The following is a 16,356-nucleotide window of genomic DNA, read 5'->3' on the forward strand; positions in this document are numbered from 1 at the left end:
TTTCAAGATATAGGGCCATGAGTCGCTCAATAAAGATTTGATATCCACCTTTAATAATCGCTTTTAAGCTCTATCTTTTATTAACACACGTTAGAATGATGACAGCGCTGCTGACTTTAATTTTTCGCAGCCACGAGCGGCAGGCAAGAGAAGTCAGGGCTGCTGCAAGTGGTCGATCGCTACTTTTGATGCAGTCTATTAACGCTGGCAATCAAAGCCACCATGATCATGCCCACAATGATCAGAACAGCAGACATCATATGGGCAGCGTCATAATTGAGTGCCTCGACCTGCTCATAGATTGCAATCGATACCACCTTAGTCTCGCCCGAGATGCTGCCTCCTATCATCAGCACCACACCAAACTCACCGATAGTATGAGCGAAGCTAACCAAACCACCTAAAATAATGCCGATGCGAGCTTGCGGCAAAGCAACTCTCATAAAACGTCTGAGGCGATTGGGCTCTAACAAGTACGCCGCCTCCATCACGCTTTGTGGGATACGCAAAAACTGGGCATAGGCAGGCTGAATATAAAACGGCAGGGAATAGATGATAGAACCAATCACAAGGCCTTCAAAAGTAAAAACCAAGGGGCTTATGCCATGTTCGCTAAGCCACCTGCCGATACCGACGCTAGGGCTCAGCAGCAGCAGCAAATAAAACCCAATGACAGTAGGCGGTAATACCAGCGGCATGGCGATAACACCCATAAGCAAGACTTTAAGACGAGATATGACTTGCGTGCGACTGGGTTTGGCGAGCCAATAAGCCACAGGCGTGGCAAAGAATAATAGGCATAAAGTAGTGACCGTCGCCAGCTTGATACTGACTAAGAACGGAGTGAGCATATCTGACATAAGGGATAGGGTTATCATAATGTCATGGCGCTTGTATTCCTAAGGACCGAGTATGCAATGCAACTATTGAGTGTTTAGATAGCCTGCTTGTAAAAAATACTGCTGTCCTACATCTGAACGCAGATAGTCAACAAACTCTGCAGCCGTAGACGACTCACTGACGATGATACCATCTTGCAAAATAGCAGGATAAGACCCAGGTGCTAAGGTTATAAACTGTCTAGGTGCAGCCTTGATGGCTGTGATCTGTGACTGCGCCACAAAACCATAATCCACACTACCCGTATGGGCGTACTGAAAGGCTTGGCCGATGTTTTCTGCTTGTATCAAGCGCTGCTGTTGCTCCAAGGCGTCATAGAGGCTTTGTGGTTGTGACATGCTTATCGACTGTAGATAAGACTTTGCCGAGGCGCCGTAAGGGGCAAGTTCAGGATTGGCAATGGTGATTTTGCTATCAAGAGCGCTATTGAGTGCTTCCGCCACTGTCTCATAACTTTGCGTGGCCAAAGACTGAGTGGTACTGTATAACGCCAGCTGGCCTTGTGCATAGGTAAAAGGCTTGTGTGCTTGTTTACTTTGAGCACCATCATCCGCCAACTTGGCTGGAAAATCCTGATTGGCCGATAAGAATATATCGTAGGGTGCACCTGCTATGATCTGGGCATATAATTTGCCAGAAGAAGCAAAGGTAATCTCGATATCTTGGTTAGGTAAGTCTTTATCTGTCTTATAGCCTTCGACAATAGCAGGCAGCACATCGGACAAGTTTGCCGCCGCTGCGATACGTAGTGTTTGGGTTTGCTCAGCTGCAGTGGTGGCGGATGCAGATTCTGAAACAGACTCCGACATACAAGCGCTCAATGCTAGGCATGAGCTGACAAGTACACATGTGATTAATCTACCCATTATTGCTCAGCCATTTAGAGGAATCATCCTCATAATACTCTTGCTTCCAGACAGGGATATCTGCCTTGATGGTGTCGAGTATCCAGCGACAGGCATCAAAAGCAGGATAACGATGGGCAGAGACCACCCCGACCCATACCGCCACATCACCGATATCAAGTGCCCCGATACGGTGAATAGCAATGGCATTGGTAATCTCAAATCGCTGCTTGGCCTCATCAATGATGGCACGGCCTTGATTGATTGCCAAATCTTCATAGCCATAATAGGTCAGACGCTCAACGCTAGTGGCGTTATTGTGATTGCGTACCCGACCCTCAAAGCAAGCAAAAGCACCACAACCATCGTCGTCGAGAGTACGCTTTAGGCGCTCTTCATCGATCGCAATGTCTAATAAGGCAAAGCCATCACGCTCAGCGATGGCATATACCTCATCGACGGATCGTTTGATGGTCATCGAATGACCATGTACATTATCTGTCATGTCTTATCTCTATCTGTTATCTTATAAACCCTTATCTAACCACCAGCAACTGGGGTGATAAACACCACACTATCGCCATCATGAATCTGATCTGTCCAATTGGCGAAATAATCATTTACTGCCACTCGCAGCTCTGCTTGTGGACGACTAAAGCGATGTTTTTGACTCAGCTGTTCGTATAGCTCAGTCAATGAAGTCGACTGTGGCACGCTGACGGTTTCTTGTTGGCAATTGGCCTCGTCTGCTAAGCTGGCAAAGTATAGAACATTGATGTTCATCACCGCTTCGGTAGGGGTTGCTACTGCTAAAGTACTCATCATATTCTCCATTCTTATCAAACTGTCCAGTATCAGCTTTATTACATAACAGCTTGCACAATACTACTGGTAGTCCACACATATCTACTCGTTTAAGTCTGACTATAATCTGACTTGCCACCTGTTTTTGTGATCAGGCGTACATTATCGATGACGATATCATGAGAGATGGCCTTGGTCATGTCATAGATAGTTAAACAAGCAACACTGACTGCCGTTAAGGCTTCCATCTCCACCCCTGTCTTATGGGTGACTTTTACCGTGCCGCTGACCACGATGCTATTGAGCGCATCATCGTACTCAAAACTCAATCCTATCTTATCCAATGGCAATGGATGACACAGCGGGATAAGGTCTTGGGTTCGCTTGGCAGCCATGATACCTGCAATATGTGCCGTCTGGGTGATACTGCCTTTTTTGGTCATACCATCAGCGGCTTTGATCTGGCGATAGACCTCTCTAGGGAAACATACCTGCCCCTGTGCGCTCGCTTCACGGGTCGTCGGCGTCTTCGCACTGACATCGACCATAGTAATGTCGCCTTTACTGTCTAAGTGCGACAAGGCAGATATCGGGGTAGCCGCTTGGCCATCTTGTGGAGCATTAGCACTCATTTATATACTCTCTTTACTATTCACTTATCGATCAATCAATTTATAAATCAGTTAAAGCGGTATAGGCACGCTTAAACTCTTCAGGCGTATTAAAATTGGTCAAATATTGCCAGTTTTTTATCAAAGATATCGGCTGCACGATCGGCGTAATAAATGGCATCACTCGCCGCTCACCACTATCGATATAAGCCTTCAAATCAGGTTCGATGCTGATCTGATAAAGCCCTAACAAGGGATATAAATGCTGCTCATCCGCTAAGCAGATCACCTTTTTGTCAAAGGATGAGCTTTTAGAAGACTGGCGTTGAGACAACTCAGTTATCGAGCTTTGCAGTTTTTGCCACAAGTCTGTAGCCGGTATCAAACTATCACAGCTGATGACCAGTAGCCATGACGCAGTCGCATTGGCTTTGCTTTTACATAGATTGAGCGTTTGCAGTGCCGATAAAATAGCGACCAAAGCGCCGCCTGTCTCTGTCTGTTGGCCATCATCTTGTCTATCTCTACCATAGGCGACATAATCAGCAATATGATGAACTGATGCTTGTGGATGATTGGCCCTTGTGTTTGGGTCTACCGTAAAGCCACGTCCATTATCAGCAATCATCACTGGCATACTGACATGATCTGCGCTTAACGAAAGTGCATGCCGCACATGGTAATCTAGCAATGACTCACCGGACGGTAGCATCAATCTAGCCTTAGGCGTGCCCATACGTCTGGATGCGCCACCCGCCAAGATCACTACCCCTGCTAAATTTCTGAGATGTTTTACCGTATCAGTCATGGCGTACTAATCATGACTTGGATTGGTACGCATAAAGTGGGGCACAAAGTTACACGGGCGTGTCCGGTTATCAAACTGCTCTTTTAAGATATCCTCCCAACCAGTACGGCACGCACCCGATGAGCCCGGCAAACAAAATATACCAGTACCATTTGCCATACCTGCAATCGCCCGTGACTGGATGGTTGACATTCCAATATCATCTTTTGACACCAAGCGAAACATCTCACCAAAGCCATCTATAGACTTATCAAACAACACACTGACCGCCTCTGGCATACTGTCTCTGATATAAAAACCAGTACCCCCTGTCGTCACCACAGCGTGCACGTCAGGATCAGCGATCCAGCGACTGATCACCGCTCGTATTTGATAAATATCATCGGTAATCAGCTGACGATCCGCCAAATGATGACCGGCTTCTATCAGACTGTCTGCCAAATACTGCCCTGACGTATCTTCTGCCAATGTGCGGCTGTCAGAGACCGTTAAGACAGCAATGTTAAGAGGAATAAATGTTGCAGCGGGCTTACTCATAGAGAATCCTTAATAAAGATAACAAACACATATAGAGGTCATTAAAAAATCAAACCGTCTAACCACCGATAATCGATAGGTTATGCATAATACCGCTATTGGACTCATGCAAATGATGGTGTTCAGGTTTGATCGGCATAAAGCTATGTAGAGTATCTACCAATCCTGGCACATCGTCATGCTGTAGATACTGACGAATATCGTAATTGCCTTGATCAAACAGACACAAATGCACTTTGCCTTGACTGCTCACCCGCAAGCGATTACAACTGTCACAAAAGTGAGCAGCATAAGGCGCAATCATACCAATGCGGCCCATATGATCTGGATGACTATACTCTATCGCTGGACCATCTGTACTACCACGTACATGCGGCTGCCAACCGTGTGCCAACAGATAGTCGACAATAATGTCAGACTGCGCATGCTGCGCAAAAAATAGGTCGCTGTTGTCGCTGGTTTGCATAAATTCGATAAAACGATAAGTCACGGGTCTGTCTTTGACATAGTCGATGGCGCTGATCAGGTTTTCAAAGGCAGTTTCTGCCATGAGTACACTATTTATCTTCAGCTTAATATCCGTAGTGTCTAATAACGTATCCATATCTGCCAGCAACTGTGGCAACGTATTAAATCCAGTCATCTTGTGAAAGATATCGGCATCAAAACTATCTATACTGATATTTAACTGATTTAACCCCGCAGCCTGCCAGCTGGCGAGATGCTTACCAAGCTTATAGCCATTACTGGTCATGGCGACTGTCTCGATACCAGGAGTCTGCTTGATGGTGTCAATAATCTCTACCACATCACGGCGAATGGAGGGCTCACCGCCTGTAATCCTGACTTTTTTTGTACCCACTTGCGCAAACCCACGTATCAAGGTGGCAATCTCAGGCACACTCAGCTCATCATCAGGACGCTTGCCTTGATAGCCATTGGGCAGACAATACTCACAACGAAAGTTACAAAAATCTGTGATTGATAAACGCAGATACGTCAGACGCCGAGAGAAACCGTCCGTCAATGGCTGTGTCGGTGTTGTGGGGTTAAAAAGAGCCACTTGTGAGGTAGGAGGTGCAGTAGATTCGTACCCGTCAGATACAAGGGGTGAATACACAGATGCATTCCCTATAGTTGGGGCAAGATGGGTCATAGATAATTACCGTTAATGTTTAATATAGTGTGTGCTCTAAGCGTTGCCTCAGGTTATGAATGAAAAATGTCGATATGGATTGCTGCTGATACGCATTGTTACTTTAAATGGTTACTTTAAATGATTACTTTAACTAGTATAGCATCTTTATAATGAAAGCCTATGCACCCCATAGGTAACCAACTACCACCTTAGTAGTAGCTGGCATATCAACAGGCTCTAAGACCAAGGAAAAGGCTGAACCTGTACCTGAGCACCTGCCTCTAAGTTGCCTTCGTCTTTTGCTAGCACAATCAGGCAGTTGGCTTGGCTAAACTGCTTGATACGGTGCGACTGCTGTTTGGCAAAGCTCTCGACTTGTCGCTGTCCTGTATGATCTTGCGTTAAGATACCGCGCTGAAAGTCCATGCGCCCTACTGATTTTTTGATATTGTTTGTCAGCGTCGCCTGCATGCTGAGCATCATTGGCATCTCATCAGAGCGTATGCCTGATAGTTGCCATAGAGCGGGAATCACAAATTGCAAGGTGCCCACTATGGTGGACAAAGGGTTGCCCGGAAGGCCAAAATAAAGCACGGGTTTGTCTAGTGACTTATTTAACTCCCCAAATACGAAGGGCTTGCCAGGTTTCATAGCGACCTTATAGTGATTGATTTGACCCAGCTGCTCAATCACAGTGGTCAAAAAGTCATAATCGCCTACAGACACGCCCGCTGTCGAGATAAGCACATCGCACTCTTGCATCGCCTTATCTACCGTATTGCTGGTCTCCTCTAAATCATCAGGGATGATGCCATAGTCCTTAATCGCCACTGGTAAGTCTGCCAATAAGGTCTTAAGCGTTGGTGTATTAGAGTTATAAATTTGTGCCGAGCTTTCCAGTGGCGCTCCCAAAGCAACCAGCTCATCACCTGTCGCCAGCACCCCGACCGTCAGCGGCTGATAGACGGCGACGGTATCGATACCTAGATTAGCAATTAAGCTAATATCGGCAGGATTTAGACGCTTGCCAGCCTTTATCACCACTTCCCCCGATTCAATCTCCTCACCTTGTTTACGAATGTTGCTATCGATATTCGCATCTTGAGTCAAGGTTATATGATAGGGCTGTGACTTATCGATGCTGTCTTTGATGCTGCTAAAATCAGTGTTTTCTTGCATGATAACCGTATCACAGCTGTCCGGCACGACCGCACCTGTAAAGATGCGCACCCCCTGCCCAGCAACTATCTCACCGGTATAAGGGCTGCCCGCTTGCGATTCACCAACGATAACAACCTGACTGCCAGCGGACAGCTCGCTATCTTGAGCGATGGCATAGCCGTCCATCGCTGACAGATCACTTCTGGGCACATCAAAGGGTGACAAAATATCTTTTGCCAGTATGTGCCCCTTGCTACTCAGCAATGCACAGTCTCTATGGTTTCTCTTAGCCAGAGGAAAGTCTGTTTGATTAAAACTATCGATACGCTGGCGGATAGCGTCTTTGAGCTGCTCAACAGTAATCATAGTGTCATACTCTTTTTGTTAGCGGTTTTTATTAGGGCGTTTGTTTGATGCTTCGACCATGATAATGACCGAGAATACTTTGTAAATGCTTGATAGATTATAGTGCTAAAACACAGTTTGAGGTTGTATTGATCTTATTATAGCAACTGTCTGACTATAGGCCAGTTTGGGCAAGCGTGCTCTTTATTTCACATCACCACCTATATTTAACAGAACTACGATATACACACTCTCAATAATGATTAATGCTAGGGCGTGTCTTCAATTTAAACATTTGATCAATGATGGAGATTTGTATGGCTAAGCTCACGATAAAAAACCTTGCCGCTACTGTCGATACTGCACTCACTACCCTATCTAATACTCAGCCCAAAGACAAAAAATCCTTGGGCATCTTTGTAGTCGCAGCAGCATTAAGCTTAGGGGCTTGTACACAAGAAGCACAAGAGAGCTCGGTGCATGAGTTTGACTTTCAAACTTCAGAAGAAGAAGCTGCCGCTGAAGTGGCTGCCTCTAACGCCCCAATGATCATGGATCGTGAAAACAGTCCTATAACGCCCAGCCAAGATGAGCCAGAGAATACAGGCGCTGTCGCTACCACTGCAGAGAGCATGAGCGAGAACACAGCGCCTACCCGTCTAGACAGTACGACCGCAGACGATATTGACGCCACAAACGATACTGCTAATGAAGCCGACTCGACTTATTAGGGTCTGTTTATATGGGGCTTTAAGCACCATAGACTCGCCTAAAAATCTAATGCGTCTCTATCTGCCAAGACAAACTGCTCTACTAGTGCCACTAAAGCGGGATAAACATCGGTTTTTACACGGATGTTTTGACAACGCTCACTAAATTTAGGCAACCAACTTAATAGGGCTTTATCCAAAAACTCGCTTTGCTGTTGGGCAACGTCACTCATATCAGTGTCTTGCGCCATGCTACTGTCTATCCACAGGCTCATAACCATAAAGTAGACACTGATATGGTCGTCAGGCTCACGAAAATCAGCATGTAGCTTTAATTGATGACTGCTCAAAAACTGCTGCATTTGCTGGGTAGGCTCACCATAAAGCTGCTTATCAGCACTCAAATAATAGGACGCATAAGGTGGCGCACTGTCGTCACCACTTAATAAAAAAACCTGCGCAAAATCAGCGGCAAGTTCAAGCGCTCTATAAGGCTTGGGTATCTGCTCAAGATCGCCAATAGCAGCTTTGAGACGTGCACTGTACGGCTCAAGGTCCAAGCTCACAAAAACATCGTGAATACTTGTAAAGCCTTGGTTGTTTTGCCAGTCGTCTAGTGTGGCACTGGTGAGCTCACGGGCAAAAACATCGGCAAACCAGCGATATAGTGCCGAGCGAGCGCTATTAGCCGCTTGCCACTGTTCTATGGTGTCGGTAGATGTATCTGTCGATGTGGTCATGTTATATCCAATGAGTACTTAGTTTAGGGGTTGAGTCGTGTGAAAAGTAAAATCATATAATCGTTACAATACTGCTGTGTCGTATAAAATAAAGCCTTTATAAATCACACCCATTATGAATCAATCAAGATAATGAATGTGAGTTACAAAGGCCTGTTTTATACCTTAGCTAGGTGTTTGACTGCTTATCTAATCAGCCGTTTACCGACTAAGTATAGCTATGATGAGTAGCTTTCTGCAGTTTCAGGACTACCATCTGGATTGACATACTTAGGACCGCCAAAGGCTGTGACTGCTGGCGCTTTACCGGTAAACTTCTCAATCTCTACGATACAGGTATTAGCACTTGGACCCTGTGCGAGGCTCGACGTACCGACATCCAGTGATACCGTATTGGGGTCACCATACGTATCGATTGCGCCAATTTCAGGTCCTGTTGGGCCGTACCACGCCCCCTCTTGAATACGAATAACGCCTGGTGGGAAGTTGTCTGAAATCACGGCACCTGCAAGCAGTTGACCACGGTCATTATAAACCCGTACCAAGTCGCCATCTTTGATACCTCGAGCCTTCGCATCCTCAGGGCCTATATAACAAGGCTCACGGCCTTGCACCGTATATACCTCACGGCGTGCTTCAGACTCACAGGTTTGTGAATGCAAACGGGTGTCTGGATGCACAGATTGTAACCATAGCGGATACTTGTCTGAACCAGGACCACCATGAGAGCGCTCAATTTTCTCCATCCAAATCGGGTGGCCTTTACAATCTTCATAACCATAGCTTGCAATCTTACGGCTGCTGATTTCGATAAAGCCTGAAGGCGTGCCTAAGGCATTGACCTCAGGGTCTTCACGGAAGTCTGCGTGGCGCACCCAATTATCGCCTTCTGGGAATAACACATAGCCTTTTTGCCAAAACTCAGCAAATGGTGGCATATAAAAATCTTTTTTGAGGTTTTCTGCACGGCAGTCCTCGTAGATCTGCTCGACCCACTGCATCTCATCCATCTGACGACTATATTCCAAATGGCGGTTCATCCGTCGGCTAAATTCTCGCCAAATATCAAAGTCTGATTTTGACTGGTAAAGTGGGTCCACCAGTTTGTGCATCGCAATCACACCACGGTTGCTGTACGAGCCATAGGCATCAAGATCATTACGCTCATAAGGTGTACAGGCTGGCAGTACAATATCGGCAAAACGACAAGTCGCTGTCCAGTTATAGTCCACCGACACCACAGTCTCGATATTGCGATAAGCTTTTTTCATTCGGTTGCGGTCTTGATGGCGATGCCATTGGTTACTGCCTGAAAATACAGCCATCTTAAATGGTGGCAGCGTCACTTCTTGCCCATTGAAGTTAATCTTTTTTCCCGGCTCTAATAGACAGTCTACAAAACGAGCCACTGGTATCACCGAGCTATAGCCTTGATAGTCGCTGTTATCATACTTTGGCTTACGTCCCGTATCTAGGTTCAACGGGAACGCCCCTGGCATAGAAGCACCAGAAGCAGGCACGCCCACCGAGCTATAGTGATGCGAATAGCTGATGCCGCCTCCAGGCAGACCGATTTGACCGAGCATAGAAGCGATAATAGCCCCCATCCAATAAGGCTGCTCGCCGTGCTGCTGACGCTGAATCGCCCAACCAAATACCAGCTGCGTACGATTGTTCGCCATCAAGCGGGCCAGCTCACGGATACGATCGGCATCGATACCACAAATTGGTGCCGCCCACTCAGGTGTTTTTTCTACCATGTCTTCGGTTTTACCCATCAAATAAGGGGTAAATTCATCAAAGCCCAAAGCGTACATGTCCAAGAACTCTTTATCATAAAGGTCTTCGGTGTACAGGGTATGAGCAATCGCCAGCATAAAGGCAACATCAGTCAGAGGGTTGATAAACTGATGGTCACACTCTAGGTAGTTTTGAGTTTTGCTTTTGACCGGATCTATACAGATCACTTGTATGTCTTTGTCTCTGACCTTATCACGCAGTTTTTCTAGGTATTCATAAGCTTCATGCGTTTCAGTATTCCAGCCTACTTGTAAGTTTTTGACAGGGTCATTGGCCCAAAAGATAATCACCTTTGAATTATCCAAAATCAGCGGCCATGACGTGCCTTGTGAATACACCTCTGTTGACCCTAAGATATAAGGTAAGATCACCTGACCGGCACCGGTTGAGTAATCTCCTGCTGTGCCCACACTATTACCATGCATAGCAATAGCACGTAACATATGGTTACCGCAGCTGTGGACGTTACCGACAGAGCGCCACCCGACGTTTGCCGTATGTAGTGCCCAAGGCCCATGGTTTCTTTGTACACGCTCAAGCTCTTGATAAAGCAGATCTAAAGCTTCATCCCAGCCCACCCGTACGAAGCGATTATCACCACGTTGACTGGTATCGCTCTTATGATGGTTTTTGTACCAATCAAGACGAATCATAGGATAGCGCACTCTTGACGGACTATAGATAACACCTAAAGTACCATCTAATATATCGGTAGGGTGTTGATCAAACTCAAAAGGTAGAATCTCAGTCACCCTGTTTGCTTCAACCTTGGCACGAAACGCACCCCAATGCGCACCTGACATCTTCCAATTGCTGATATCGACTTTTTCACCATTTGGTCGAGTAACAACACTGGTTACGATGCTGTCTTTTGCCAGTAGAGGCATTGGCAATAGCGCCGTTCCTGACAAGGCTGCTAATGATTTTAGAAACCCTCTGCGATTCATCTTTTTCATCATACTATCTCCATTACAAGGTGACGCTTTGCAATATGCTTTTGTTAGTCAGGCCAAGCTGGTTCAACCACTTATCGGTGCCATGATTCGATCTTGTTGGTAGTTGCCTATTTACTTGATGGTAAATATTACTGGGCTATAAATACTTAATTGATGTTGTGCTGGTTTTAGAGGCTGACCTACGATATCGTAGGCCGGCCAGTAGCTGCTCAAGAGGTTTTTGGTTAAGAGACCACACCAGGTCTAGCATCTTGAATGGTGTTTTCAATCGAGCCGCCCTCAGAGCTCTCACCAAAGTCTGAGGAGTTTAGCTGAAGATACTTCAGTACCAGTGCCCCTGTTTCATCATCTAAGTTAGTAAACCCTACCATACCGCTCCATAGACCCGGCCATTGGTTGGCATCATGTGAGCTTGGTGCTGGTTGACGGTGACAGGTACTACAATTGTCATCATAAGTCTGACTGGCGATGTCCCATGCCGGCTCAATACTCTCCATCAGACCACCATCAGCCACCCAAAATGTACCACTGACTTTTTGCCACTCTAGACCTGTTAGCGGATCTTCTTTAGCGCTGGTCACCGTCACTAACTCTTCATCACGAGCCAGCTCTTTATCGATGGTCACATCAGGGATATTTAGACCAAAGTAGGTATACCAGACTCGGCCATAGCCTTTGTTTTTGCGCCACATATCCAGCTCGATCTGTGTCATGCCATCCTTATGTGCGATAGCCTTGACAGGCGTTGCAATCTCAATAGTCCCTGCTTGGGTGTCTTTGTCTTCTGTAGTGTAGAGCGCTTGAGGGATGACATTAAAGTACGTCTCACCTTCTTTAACCTTGGTGCTGCCTGCTTCAGAGAGCAAAGAGTCAAAGGCTGGGTTGTGCATGCCTTCAGTATTGGGCAATTCATGCGCAATCCCTTTATGACAATCCACACAGCTGGCGTCACGTTCAGCAGCACTACGCATGATCATCTGTGAGGTCACTCGCATCTTACTAAAGTCCATGCTGTCATAATCATGACATGCTCGGCACTCTTTTGAATCATTGGCCTTAAAACGATCCCACTCACGCTGTGCCAGTACGATACGATGGTCCAAGAACTTTTCACGAGTACCGATATCCCCCATCACATGAGACAGTACCTCACGTGAAGCCTGCATCTTGCGTGCCATTTTGTCGGTAAAATCATGCGGCACGTGACAGTCCTGACACTCTGCTCGAATGCCTGTACGGTTTTTGAAGTGCACTGTCTTTTGTAGTTCAGGCAGCATATTGTCTTCCATGGTATGACAAGATAGACAAAACTCTTCGGTATTGGTGGCATCAAGTGCTGCGGTAAACCCTGCCCAAAACCAAACACCACCAGCAAAACCGATAATGATCAGAATGCCCAGTCCGATTTGGGTTGAAGGTTTGAATAATAGTCGACGCAGCCAGTCAAATAGGCGTTTGATAGCGTTCATGATAGTTCCTTACCATTTTTCATCATAATGTATGCGGTAATGTGTGTCGCAATCTGGGTACTTGGGAGTCTGTAGCAAAATACTAAATAAACAACAAAGCCGTCCTACTACAGACGGCTTGATAATGTACTAAGACGGCGGGCCCCAAAACAACATTTGTCCAAACCAGACGATAAAGCCATAGGCCGCCAAAAAAAGCCCAGCAATAATCGGCAAAGCAATAAATGACATAATCAAGGCACTAAGCCATTGATGTTTGATGGGTTGTTGCTCTTTATGCTGCAGCTGTTTTTCATGTGGCATGGCGCACCTCTCAATCTGTCTACGATAGCGTATGAGCTATAATAAGTGACTCAAAATACTGTAAAACACCTGAATATAATTGACAAATAAACCTGATTTTTAGCGTGTGTTATTAACGACAGGTTGTCGGGTATAAGTGATTACTAAACGCTTTGGTCCGTCAAAATATCATGATTGTTTTTATGAGCAATCACTTCAAATCCCTGCACCTATTAAGGATAACATAAAAGCTTATTATAATGTGACAAATTGGATACGTTTGGTTAATAAATGCAATAAATTAAAGAGGTGCTTTAAGGTACTTGCTGATTGATTTGCATGCGTATAGAGTGTTGCTCGGTTTCGAGCACGATAGGATTGGTAGTGAGATCGCCAGATTGAGTATTTGCACTACCTGAGCGGCTGATACGTGCGGTCACGACCAACTGCTCCCCTAATGCTTGCGCTGATTGCAACGTTCGATCTGGCATCATCATATCTGCATTACTCAAACTGACAGTGATACGGTCTTGCTCTAAATCACTGATCGGTACCCGCTTGGCGGCATAAGGTGCGCCGCCTGTGGCGGCTCGAATGGCCACAAACAATACGTCCTCAGCGACTATCAAAGGCAATAAACTTGGGGTTATGGTGACAGTCACATCAACGCTGTCATCTGCCTGTGCCTGTTGGTTAGCGATATCAGTAGCCAGACTGTCTAAACCACTTATTTCATGGCTATAGTCTCCAGCTCTTTGTTCAAAACTGCGACGCATCTTACCTATCCAAGCTTGTGCCTGCTCATAGTTGCCTGCGCGCGCCTCACCCATCGCCATCATCATCTGCGCTTCTTCTTTATTTGGGCTACTATCAAGCACCCCCTGCAAAGTACGACGGATATTATCATCCAAGCTGCCGCCTAGAGCAAAGAAGCTGGTCTGAGCATACATCATCGCAATGTCCTCGTCGTCAGGAGACAATCTATAAGCCCTTGATAAGGCTTCTAGACCTGATTCGGTCGCACCAAATGATAAAAACATCTCTGCCAGTTTTAACCAGCGCTGCGGATCATGGGCATTGTGGTGAACATTGGTCTGCATCGCAGAAAAAAGCGCTAAGCCTTCTTTCATCGCCCACTCTGGCGGCTCATCAATCTTGCCCGTGAGCAAGTCATCTGCCACTTGACCGACTATCTGCTGCTCTTGCCATAGCGTAAACACATTACTGCGGTCGCTAATAATCATATAAGCCGATCCAGCCAGCACAGGTATCCATAGCATAAGCATCAAACGACTGACCAAACTCGGGGGCTGCATGGCTGTCGTCACTTGCTTGGCAGCCAGCAGCTGGCGCTCAAGCTCTGTTTTTTGTGCTTGATAATAAGAATCACTGATGGTAGCGGCAGCTTTATCAGCGTTTAGCTCACGTATCCTCGCTTGATATACGTCAACATTGATATCAAGCAGTTGATTGTCTATCTCTACAGAGTTTCTGCGACGCAGCCAAGGCGTAATGACTATCACTGCCAACAGTATAGACAGCAATAAGCTCAAAGCGACAAATAAGCTAAAGTTAGAAAGTATACTCATAAAAACGTCTCTTTATCGCAGGTGGGTTCAGTTGAGATAGGGCACTGAGCTTATCGTATCTATTTTAGCACTAATACTGACTTAGACCTGAGCCTGTCAAGCGATAATCGGTGATGATGCGTGTTTGCTGTCGTTCCAACTGCCATTAAATGTCCTTTTATTTCAATTACTTGGCCTAAAAACTGTTTATTTGCTAAAAACTTTTTCCTATTGTCATCAAACTGTCATCAAAGCTTGGCAAACTACCACACATCTCACAGGTAGTCGTTTTTGCTTTTTTCAAATTTGTGTTGTTGTCAAACTTTAGGAGTCCTACATGCGTTATTCGTTATTAGCAGTCGCCGTTAGTTGTGCCTTAGTACTCACCGCTTGTAATAAATCGACCGACCCTTCAAGCTCAGCTGCTGATAGTAGTAGCGCCATAACTCATACAGAAACCACCAACACAGCGACATCCTCTCCAGCAAGCGATTTTAAATCTGCTGCAGACATCGCCCTGAACATCACCGGCGCTGGCGCCTCGTTCCCGCAACCTATCTATGCCAAATGGTCCTATGACTATAATGCCAAGACTGGCGGTCAGGTCAACTATCAGTCGATCGGCTCCTCAGGTGGCATCAAACAAATCCAAGCAAAAACCGTCGACTTTGGCGCATCTGACGCCCCCATGACCCCTGAAGAGCTGGATGCGGCAGGACTTATTCAGTTTCCAACCGTTATCGGTGGCGTGGTACCGATTGTCAATATCGATGGCGTGGGGCCAGGTGAGCTAAAGCTGGACGGCGCAACCTTAGCCGATATCTATCTGGGTAAGATTAGCAAATGGAATGACCCTGCTATCACCGCTATGAACCCAGATTTGAACCTGCCAGATGCTGCCATTACCACCGTGTTTCGCTCAGATGGCTCAGGCACGACCTTTAACTTTACCGATTATCTGGCCAAAGTCTCAAGCGACTGGAGTGACAGCGTGGGTGTCGATAAAACCGTCAAGTGGCCAACCTCTGCCACAGGGGCAGGCGGCAAAGGTAACGAGGGCGTATCAAGTTACGTCAATCGCATGAAAAACGCTATCGGCTACGTCGAGTATGCTTATGCCAAGCAAAACAACATGGCACACGCCGCCCTCAAAAACGCAGCGGGTAACTTCGTGCAGCCATCTGCTGAGACCTTTGCTGCGGCAGGTGACATCGATTGGTCACAGCAAGCAGGCTTTTATAAAGTCATCACCAACTCTGAGACTGAGCAAGCGTGGCCCATCGCTGCTGCTACCTTTATCTTGGTACACAAGCAACCAGAAAACCCACAGCAAGTGGCTGGCGTGTTGAACTTCTTTGATTGGGCGTATGCCCAAGGTGATGATAGTGCCTTAGCCCTAGATTATGTGCCTTTCTCTGATACCGCTGTTGCGCTCTTTAAAGCGCAGTGGAATGAAGTCAAGGGCAGCGATGGTCAACCTGTCTACAAACCAGCTCAGTAGTTTGTCTACATATGCATCATAAGTCCGATATAAAAACGATATAGCGAGATGAAACGTTGTTTTTCGCAGCCTCTGTCGGCGTAGGCACAGCACGCAAGAAAAAAACGTTTCATTGAGTGATTTGATAGCCATGTATCTGATTTATTTGGATTCGACTATATAGCAGCACTTGTAAGCCCCT

At 46.3% G+C, this 16,356-nt stretch carries 16 protein-coding genes; 2 read left to right on the plus strand and 14 right to left on the minus strand.

Annotated elements, in window-relative coordinates:
- Nucleotides 1-179: 179 nt before the first annotated feature.
- The 9 genes from modB to J3492_RS04780 all read right to left on the minus strand — a co-directional run bounded on the left by modB (nucleotide 180) and on the right by J3492_RS04780 (nucleotide 7,170).
- Nucleotides 180-878, minus strand: a complete 699-nt coding sequence (gene modB / locus J3492_RS04740; RefSeq protein WP_207990436.1) for a molybdate ABC transporter permease subunit — start codon at nucleotides 876-878, stop codon at nucleotides 180-182.
- 45 nt (nucleotides 879-923) lie between these two features.
- On the minus strand, nucleotides 924-1,709 hold the full coding sequence (gene modA, locus J3492_RS04745; protein WP_243453109.1) for a molybdate ABC transporter substrate-binding protein: 786 nt from the start codon (nucleotides 1,707-1,709) through the stop codon (nucleotides 924-926).
- Nucleotides 1,710-1,758: 49 nt separating this feature from the next.
- Nucleotides 1,759-2,223 carry a molybdenum cofactor biosynthesis protein MoaE gene (locus tag J3492_RS04750; RefSeq protein WP_424108384.1) on the minus strand — a complete coding sequence of 155 codons (465 nt, stop codon included), beginning with the start codon at nucleotides 2,221-2,223 and terminating at the stop codon, nucleotides 1,759-1,761.
- Between the two features lie 62 nt (nucleotides 2,224-2,285).
- Entirely contained in the window at nucleotides 2,286-2,567 is a 282-nt protein-coding gene (locus J3492_RS04755) for a MoaD/ThiS family protein (RefSeq protein ID WP_207990441.1), read from the minus strand.
- Nucleotides 2,568-2,659: 92 nt separating this feature from the next.
- Nucleotides 2,660-3,181 carry a cyclic pyranopterin monophosphate synthase MoaC gene (gene moaC, locus J3492_RS04760; RefSeq protein WP_207990444.1) on the minus strand — a complete coding sequence of 174 codons (522 nt, stop codon included), beginning with the start codon at nucleotides 3,179-3,181 and terminating at the stop codon, nucleotides 2,660-2,662.
- Nucleotides 3,182-3,221: 40 nt separating this feature from the next.
- The gene (gene mobA / locus J3492_RS04765) at nucleotides 3,222-3,968 is read right to left on the minus strand and encodes a molybdenum cofactor guanylyltransferase (RefSeq protein ID WP_207990446.1); all 747 of its coding nucleotides are present in this window, start codon (nucleotides 3,966-3,968) and stop codon (nucleotides 3,222-3,224) included.
- 6 nt (nucleotides 3,969-3,974) lie between these two features.
- Complete coding sequence (moaB, locus tag J3492_RS04770) at nucleotides 3,975-4,505, minus strand: molybdenum cofactor biosynthesis protein B (RefSeq protein ID WP_207990448.1); 531 nt, start codon at nucleotides 4,503-4,505, stop codon at nucleotides 3,975-3,977.
- 58 nt (nucleotides 4,506-4,563) lie between these two features.
- Nucleotides 4,564-5,625 (minus strand): GTP 3',8-cyclase MoaA, encoded by a 1,062-nt coding sequence (gene moaA, locus J3492_RS04775; RefSeq protein WP_424108383.1) that lies wholly within the window; start codon nucleotides 5,623-5,625, stop codon nucleotides 4,564-4,566.
- Between the two features lie 255 nt (nucleotides 5,626-5,880).
- Nucleotides 5,881-7,170, minus strand: a complete 1,290-nt coding sequence (locus J3492_RS04780) for a molybdopterin molybdotransferase MoeA (protein WP_207990452.1) — start codon at nucleotides 7,168-7,170, stop codon at nucleotides 5,881-5,883.
- Nucleotides 7,171-7,466: 296 nt separating this feature from the next.
- Here J3492_RS04780 and J3492_RS04785 point away from each other — a divergent pair, with 296 nt between their 5' ends.
- Complete coding sequence (locus tag J3492_RS04785) at nucleotides 7,467-7,880, plus strand: hypothetical protein (protein WP_207990454.1); 414 nt, start codon at nucleotides 7,467-7,469, stop codon at nucleotides 7,878-7,880.
- A gap of 38 nt (nucleotides 7,881-7,918) precedes the next feature.
- On the opposite strand, the gene torD is transcribed toward J3492_RS04785, so the two are convergent.
- The 5 genes from torD to ccmI form a co-directional block, all read right to left on the minus strand.
- On the minus strand, nucleotides 7,919-8,599 hold the full coding sequence (gene torD / locus J3492_RS04790) for a molecular chaperone TorD (RefSeq protein ID WP_207990455.1): 681 nt from the start codon (nucleotides 8,597-8,599) through the stop codon (nucleotides 7,919-7,921).
- A gap of 218 nt (nucleotides 8,600-8,817) precedes the next feature.
- Nucleotides 8,818-11,358, minus strand: coding sequence for a trimethylamine-N-oxide reductase TorA (gene torA, locus J3492_RS04795; RefSeq protein ID WP_243453110.1), 2,541 nt, complete (start codon nucleotides 11,356-11,358; stop codon nucleotides 8,818-8,820).
- Nucleotides 11,359-11,579: 221 nt separating this feature from the next.
- Nucleotides 11,580-12,824: a pentaheme c-type cytochrome TorC gene (torC, locus tag J3492_RS04800; RefSeq protein ID WP_207990457.1), complete on the minus strand. Its 1,245-nt coding sequence runs from the start codon at nucleotides 12,822-12,824 to the stop codon at nucleotides 11,580-11,582.
- A 129-nt stretch (nucleotides 12,825-12,953) separates the two neighbouring features.
- Complete coding sequence (locus tag J3492_RS04805) at nucleotides 12,954-13,127, minus strand: periplasmic nitrate reductase, NapE protein (RefSeq protein WP_243453111.1); 174 nt, start codon at nucleotides 13,125-13,127, stop codon at nucleotides 12,954-12,956.
- A 293-nt stretch (nucleotides 13,128-13,420) separates the two neighbouring features.
- On the minus strand, nucleotides 13,421-14,695 hold the full coding sequence (gene ccmI, locus J3492_RS04810) for a c-type cytochrome biogenesis protein CcmI (protein WP_207990459.1): 1,275 nt from the start codon (nucleotides 14,693-14,695) through the stop codon (nucleotides 13,421-13,423).
- 316 nt (nucleotides 14,696-15,011) lie between these two features.
- On the opposite strand from ccmI, the gene pstS reads away from it, so the two are divergent.
- Nucleotides 15,012-16,175 carry a phosphate ABC transporter substrate-binding protein PstS gene (gene pstS, locus J3492_RS04815; RefSeq protein WP_207990461.1) on the plus strand — a complete coding sequence of 388 codons (1,164 nt, stop codon included), beginning with the start codon at nucleotides 15,012-15,014 and terminating at the stop codon, nucleotides 16,173-16,175.
- The last annotated feature ends 181 nt before the right edge of the window (nucleotides 16,176-16,356 follow it).

It is taken from the genome of Psychrobacter coccoides (assembly GCF_017498085.1).
GTDB classification, from domain to species: Bacteria; Pseudomonadota; Gammaproteobacteria; order Pseudomonadales; family Moraxellaceae; genus Psychrobacter; species Psychrobacter coccoides.

Excerpts from the sequence above, each read along its gene's own strand:
- modB (WP_207990436.1), bottom strand. The coding sequence starts at position 878 with ATGATAACCCTATCCCTTATGTCAGATATGCTCACTCCGTTCTTAGTC.
- modA (WP_243453109.1), bottom strand. The coding sequence starts at position 1,709 with ATGTCGGAGTCTGTTTCAGAATCTGCATCCGCCACCACTGCAGCTGAG.
- J3492_RS04750 (WP_424108384.1), bottom strand. The coding sequence starts at position 2,223 with ATGACCATCAAACGATCCGTCGATGAGGTATATGCCATCGCTGAGCGT.
- J3492_RS04755 (WP_207990441.1), bottom strand. The coding sequence starts at position 2,567 with ATGAGTACTTTAGCAGTAGCAACCCCTACCGAAGCGGTGATGAACATC.
- moaC (WP_207990444.1), bottom strand. The coding sequence starts at position 3,181 with ATGAGTGCTAATGCTCCACAAGATGGCCAAGCGGCTACCCCGATATCT.
- mobA (WP_207990446.1), bottom strand. The coding sequence starts at position 3,968 with ATGACTGATACGGTAAAACATCTCAGAAATTTAGCAGGGGTAGTGATC.
- moaB (WP_207990448.1), bottom strand. The coding sequence starts at position 4,505 with ATGAGTAAGCCCGCTGCAACATTTATTCCTCTTAACATTGCTGTCTTA.
- J3492_RS04780 (WP_207990452.1), bottom strand. The coding sequence starts at position 7,170 with ATGATTACTGTTGAGCAGCTCAAAGACGCTATCCGCCAGCGTATCGAT.
- J3492_RS04785 (WP_207990454.1), top strand. The coding sequence starts at position 7,467 with ATGGCTAAGCTCACGATAAAAAACCTTGCCGCTACTGTCGATACTGCA.
- torD (WP_207990455.1), bottom strand. The coding sequence starts at position 8,599 with ATGACCACATCGACAGATACATCTACCGACACCATAGAACAGTGGCAA.
- torA (WP_243453110.1), bottom strand. The coding sequence starts at position 11,358 with ATGATGAAAAAGATGAATCGCAGAGGGTTTCTAAAATCATTAGCAGCC.
- torC (WP_207990457.1), bottom strand. The coding sequence starts at position 12,824 with ATGAACGCTATCAAACGCCTATTTGACTGGCTGCGTCGACTATTATTC.
- J3492_RS04805 (WP_243453111.1), bottom strand. The coding sequence starts at position 13,127 with ATGCCACATGAAAAACAGCTGCAGCATAAAGAGCAACAACCCATCAAA.
- ccmI (WP_207990459.1), bottom strand. The coding sequence starts at position 14,695 with ATGAGTATACTTTCTAACTTTAGCTTATTTGTCGCTTTGAGCTTATTG.
- pstS (WP_207990461.1), top strand. The coding sequence starts at position 15,012 with ATGCGTTATTCGTTATTAGCAGTCGCCGTTAGTTGTGCCTTAGTACTC.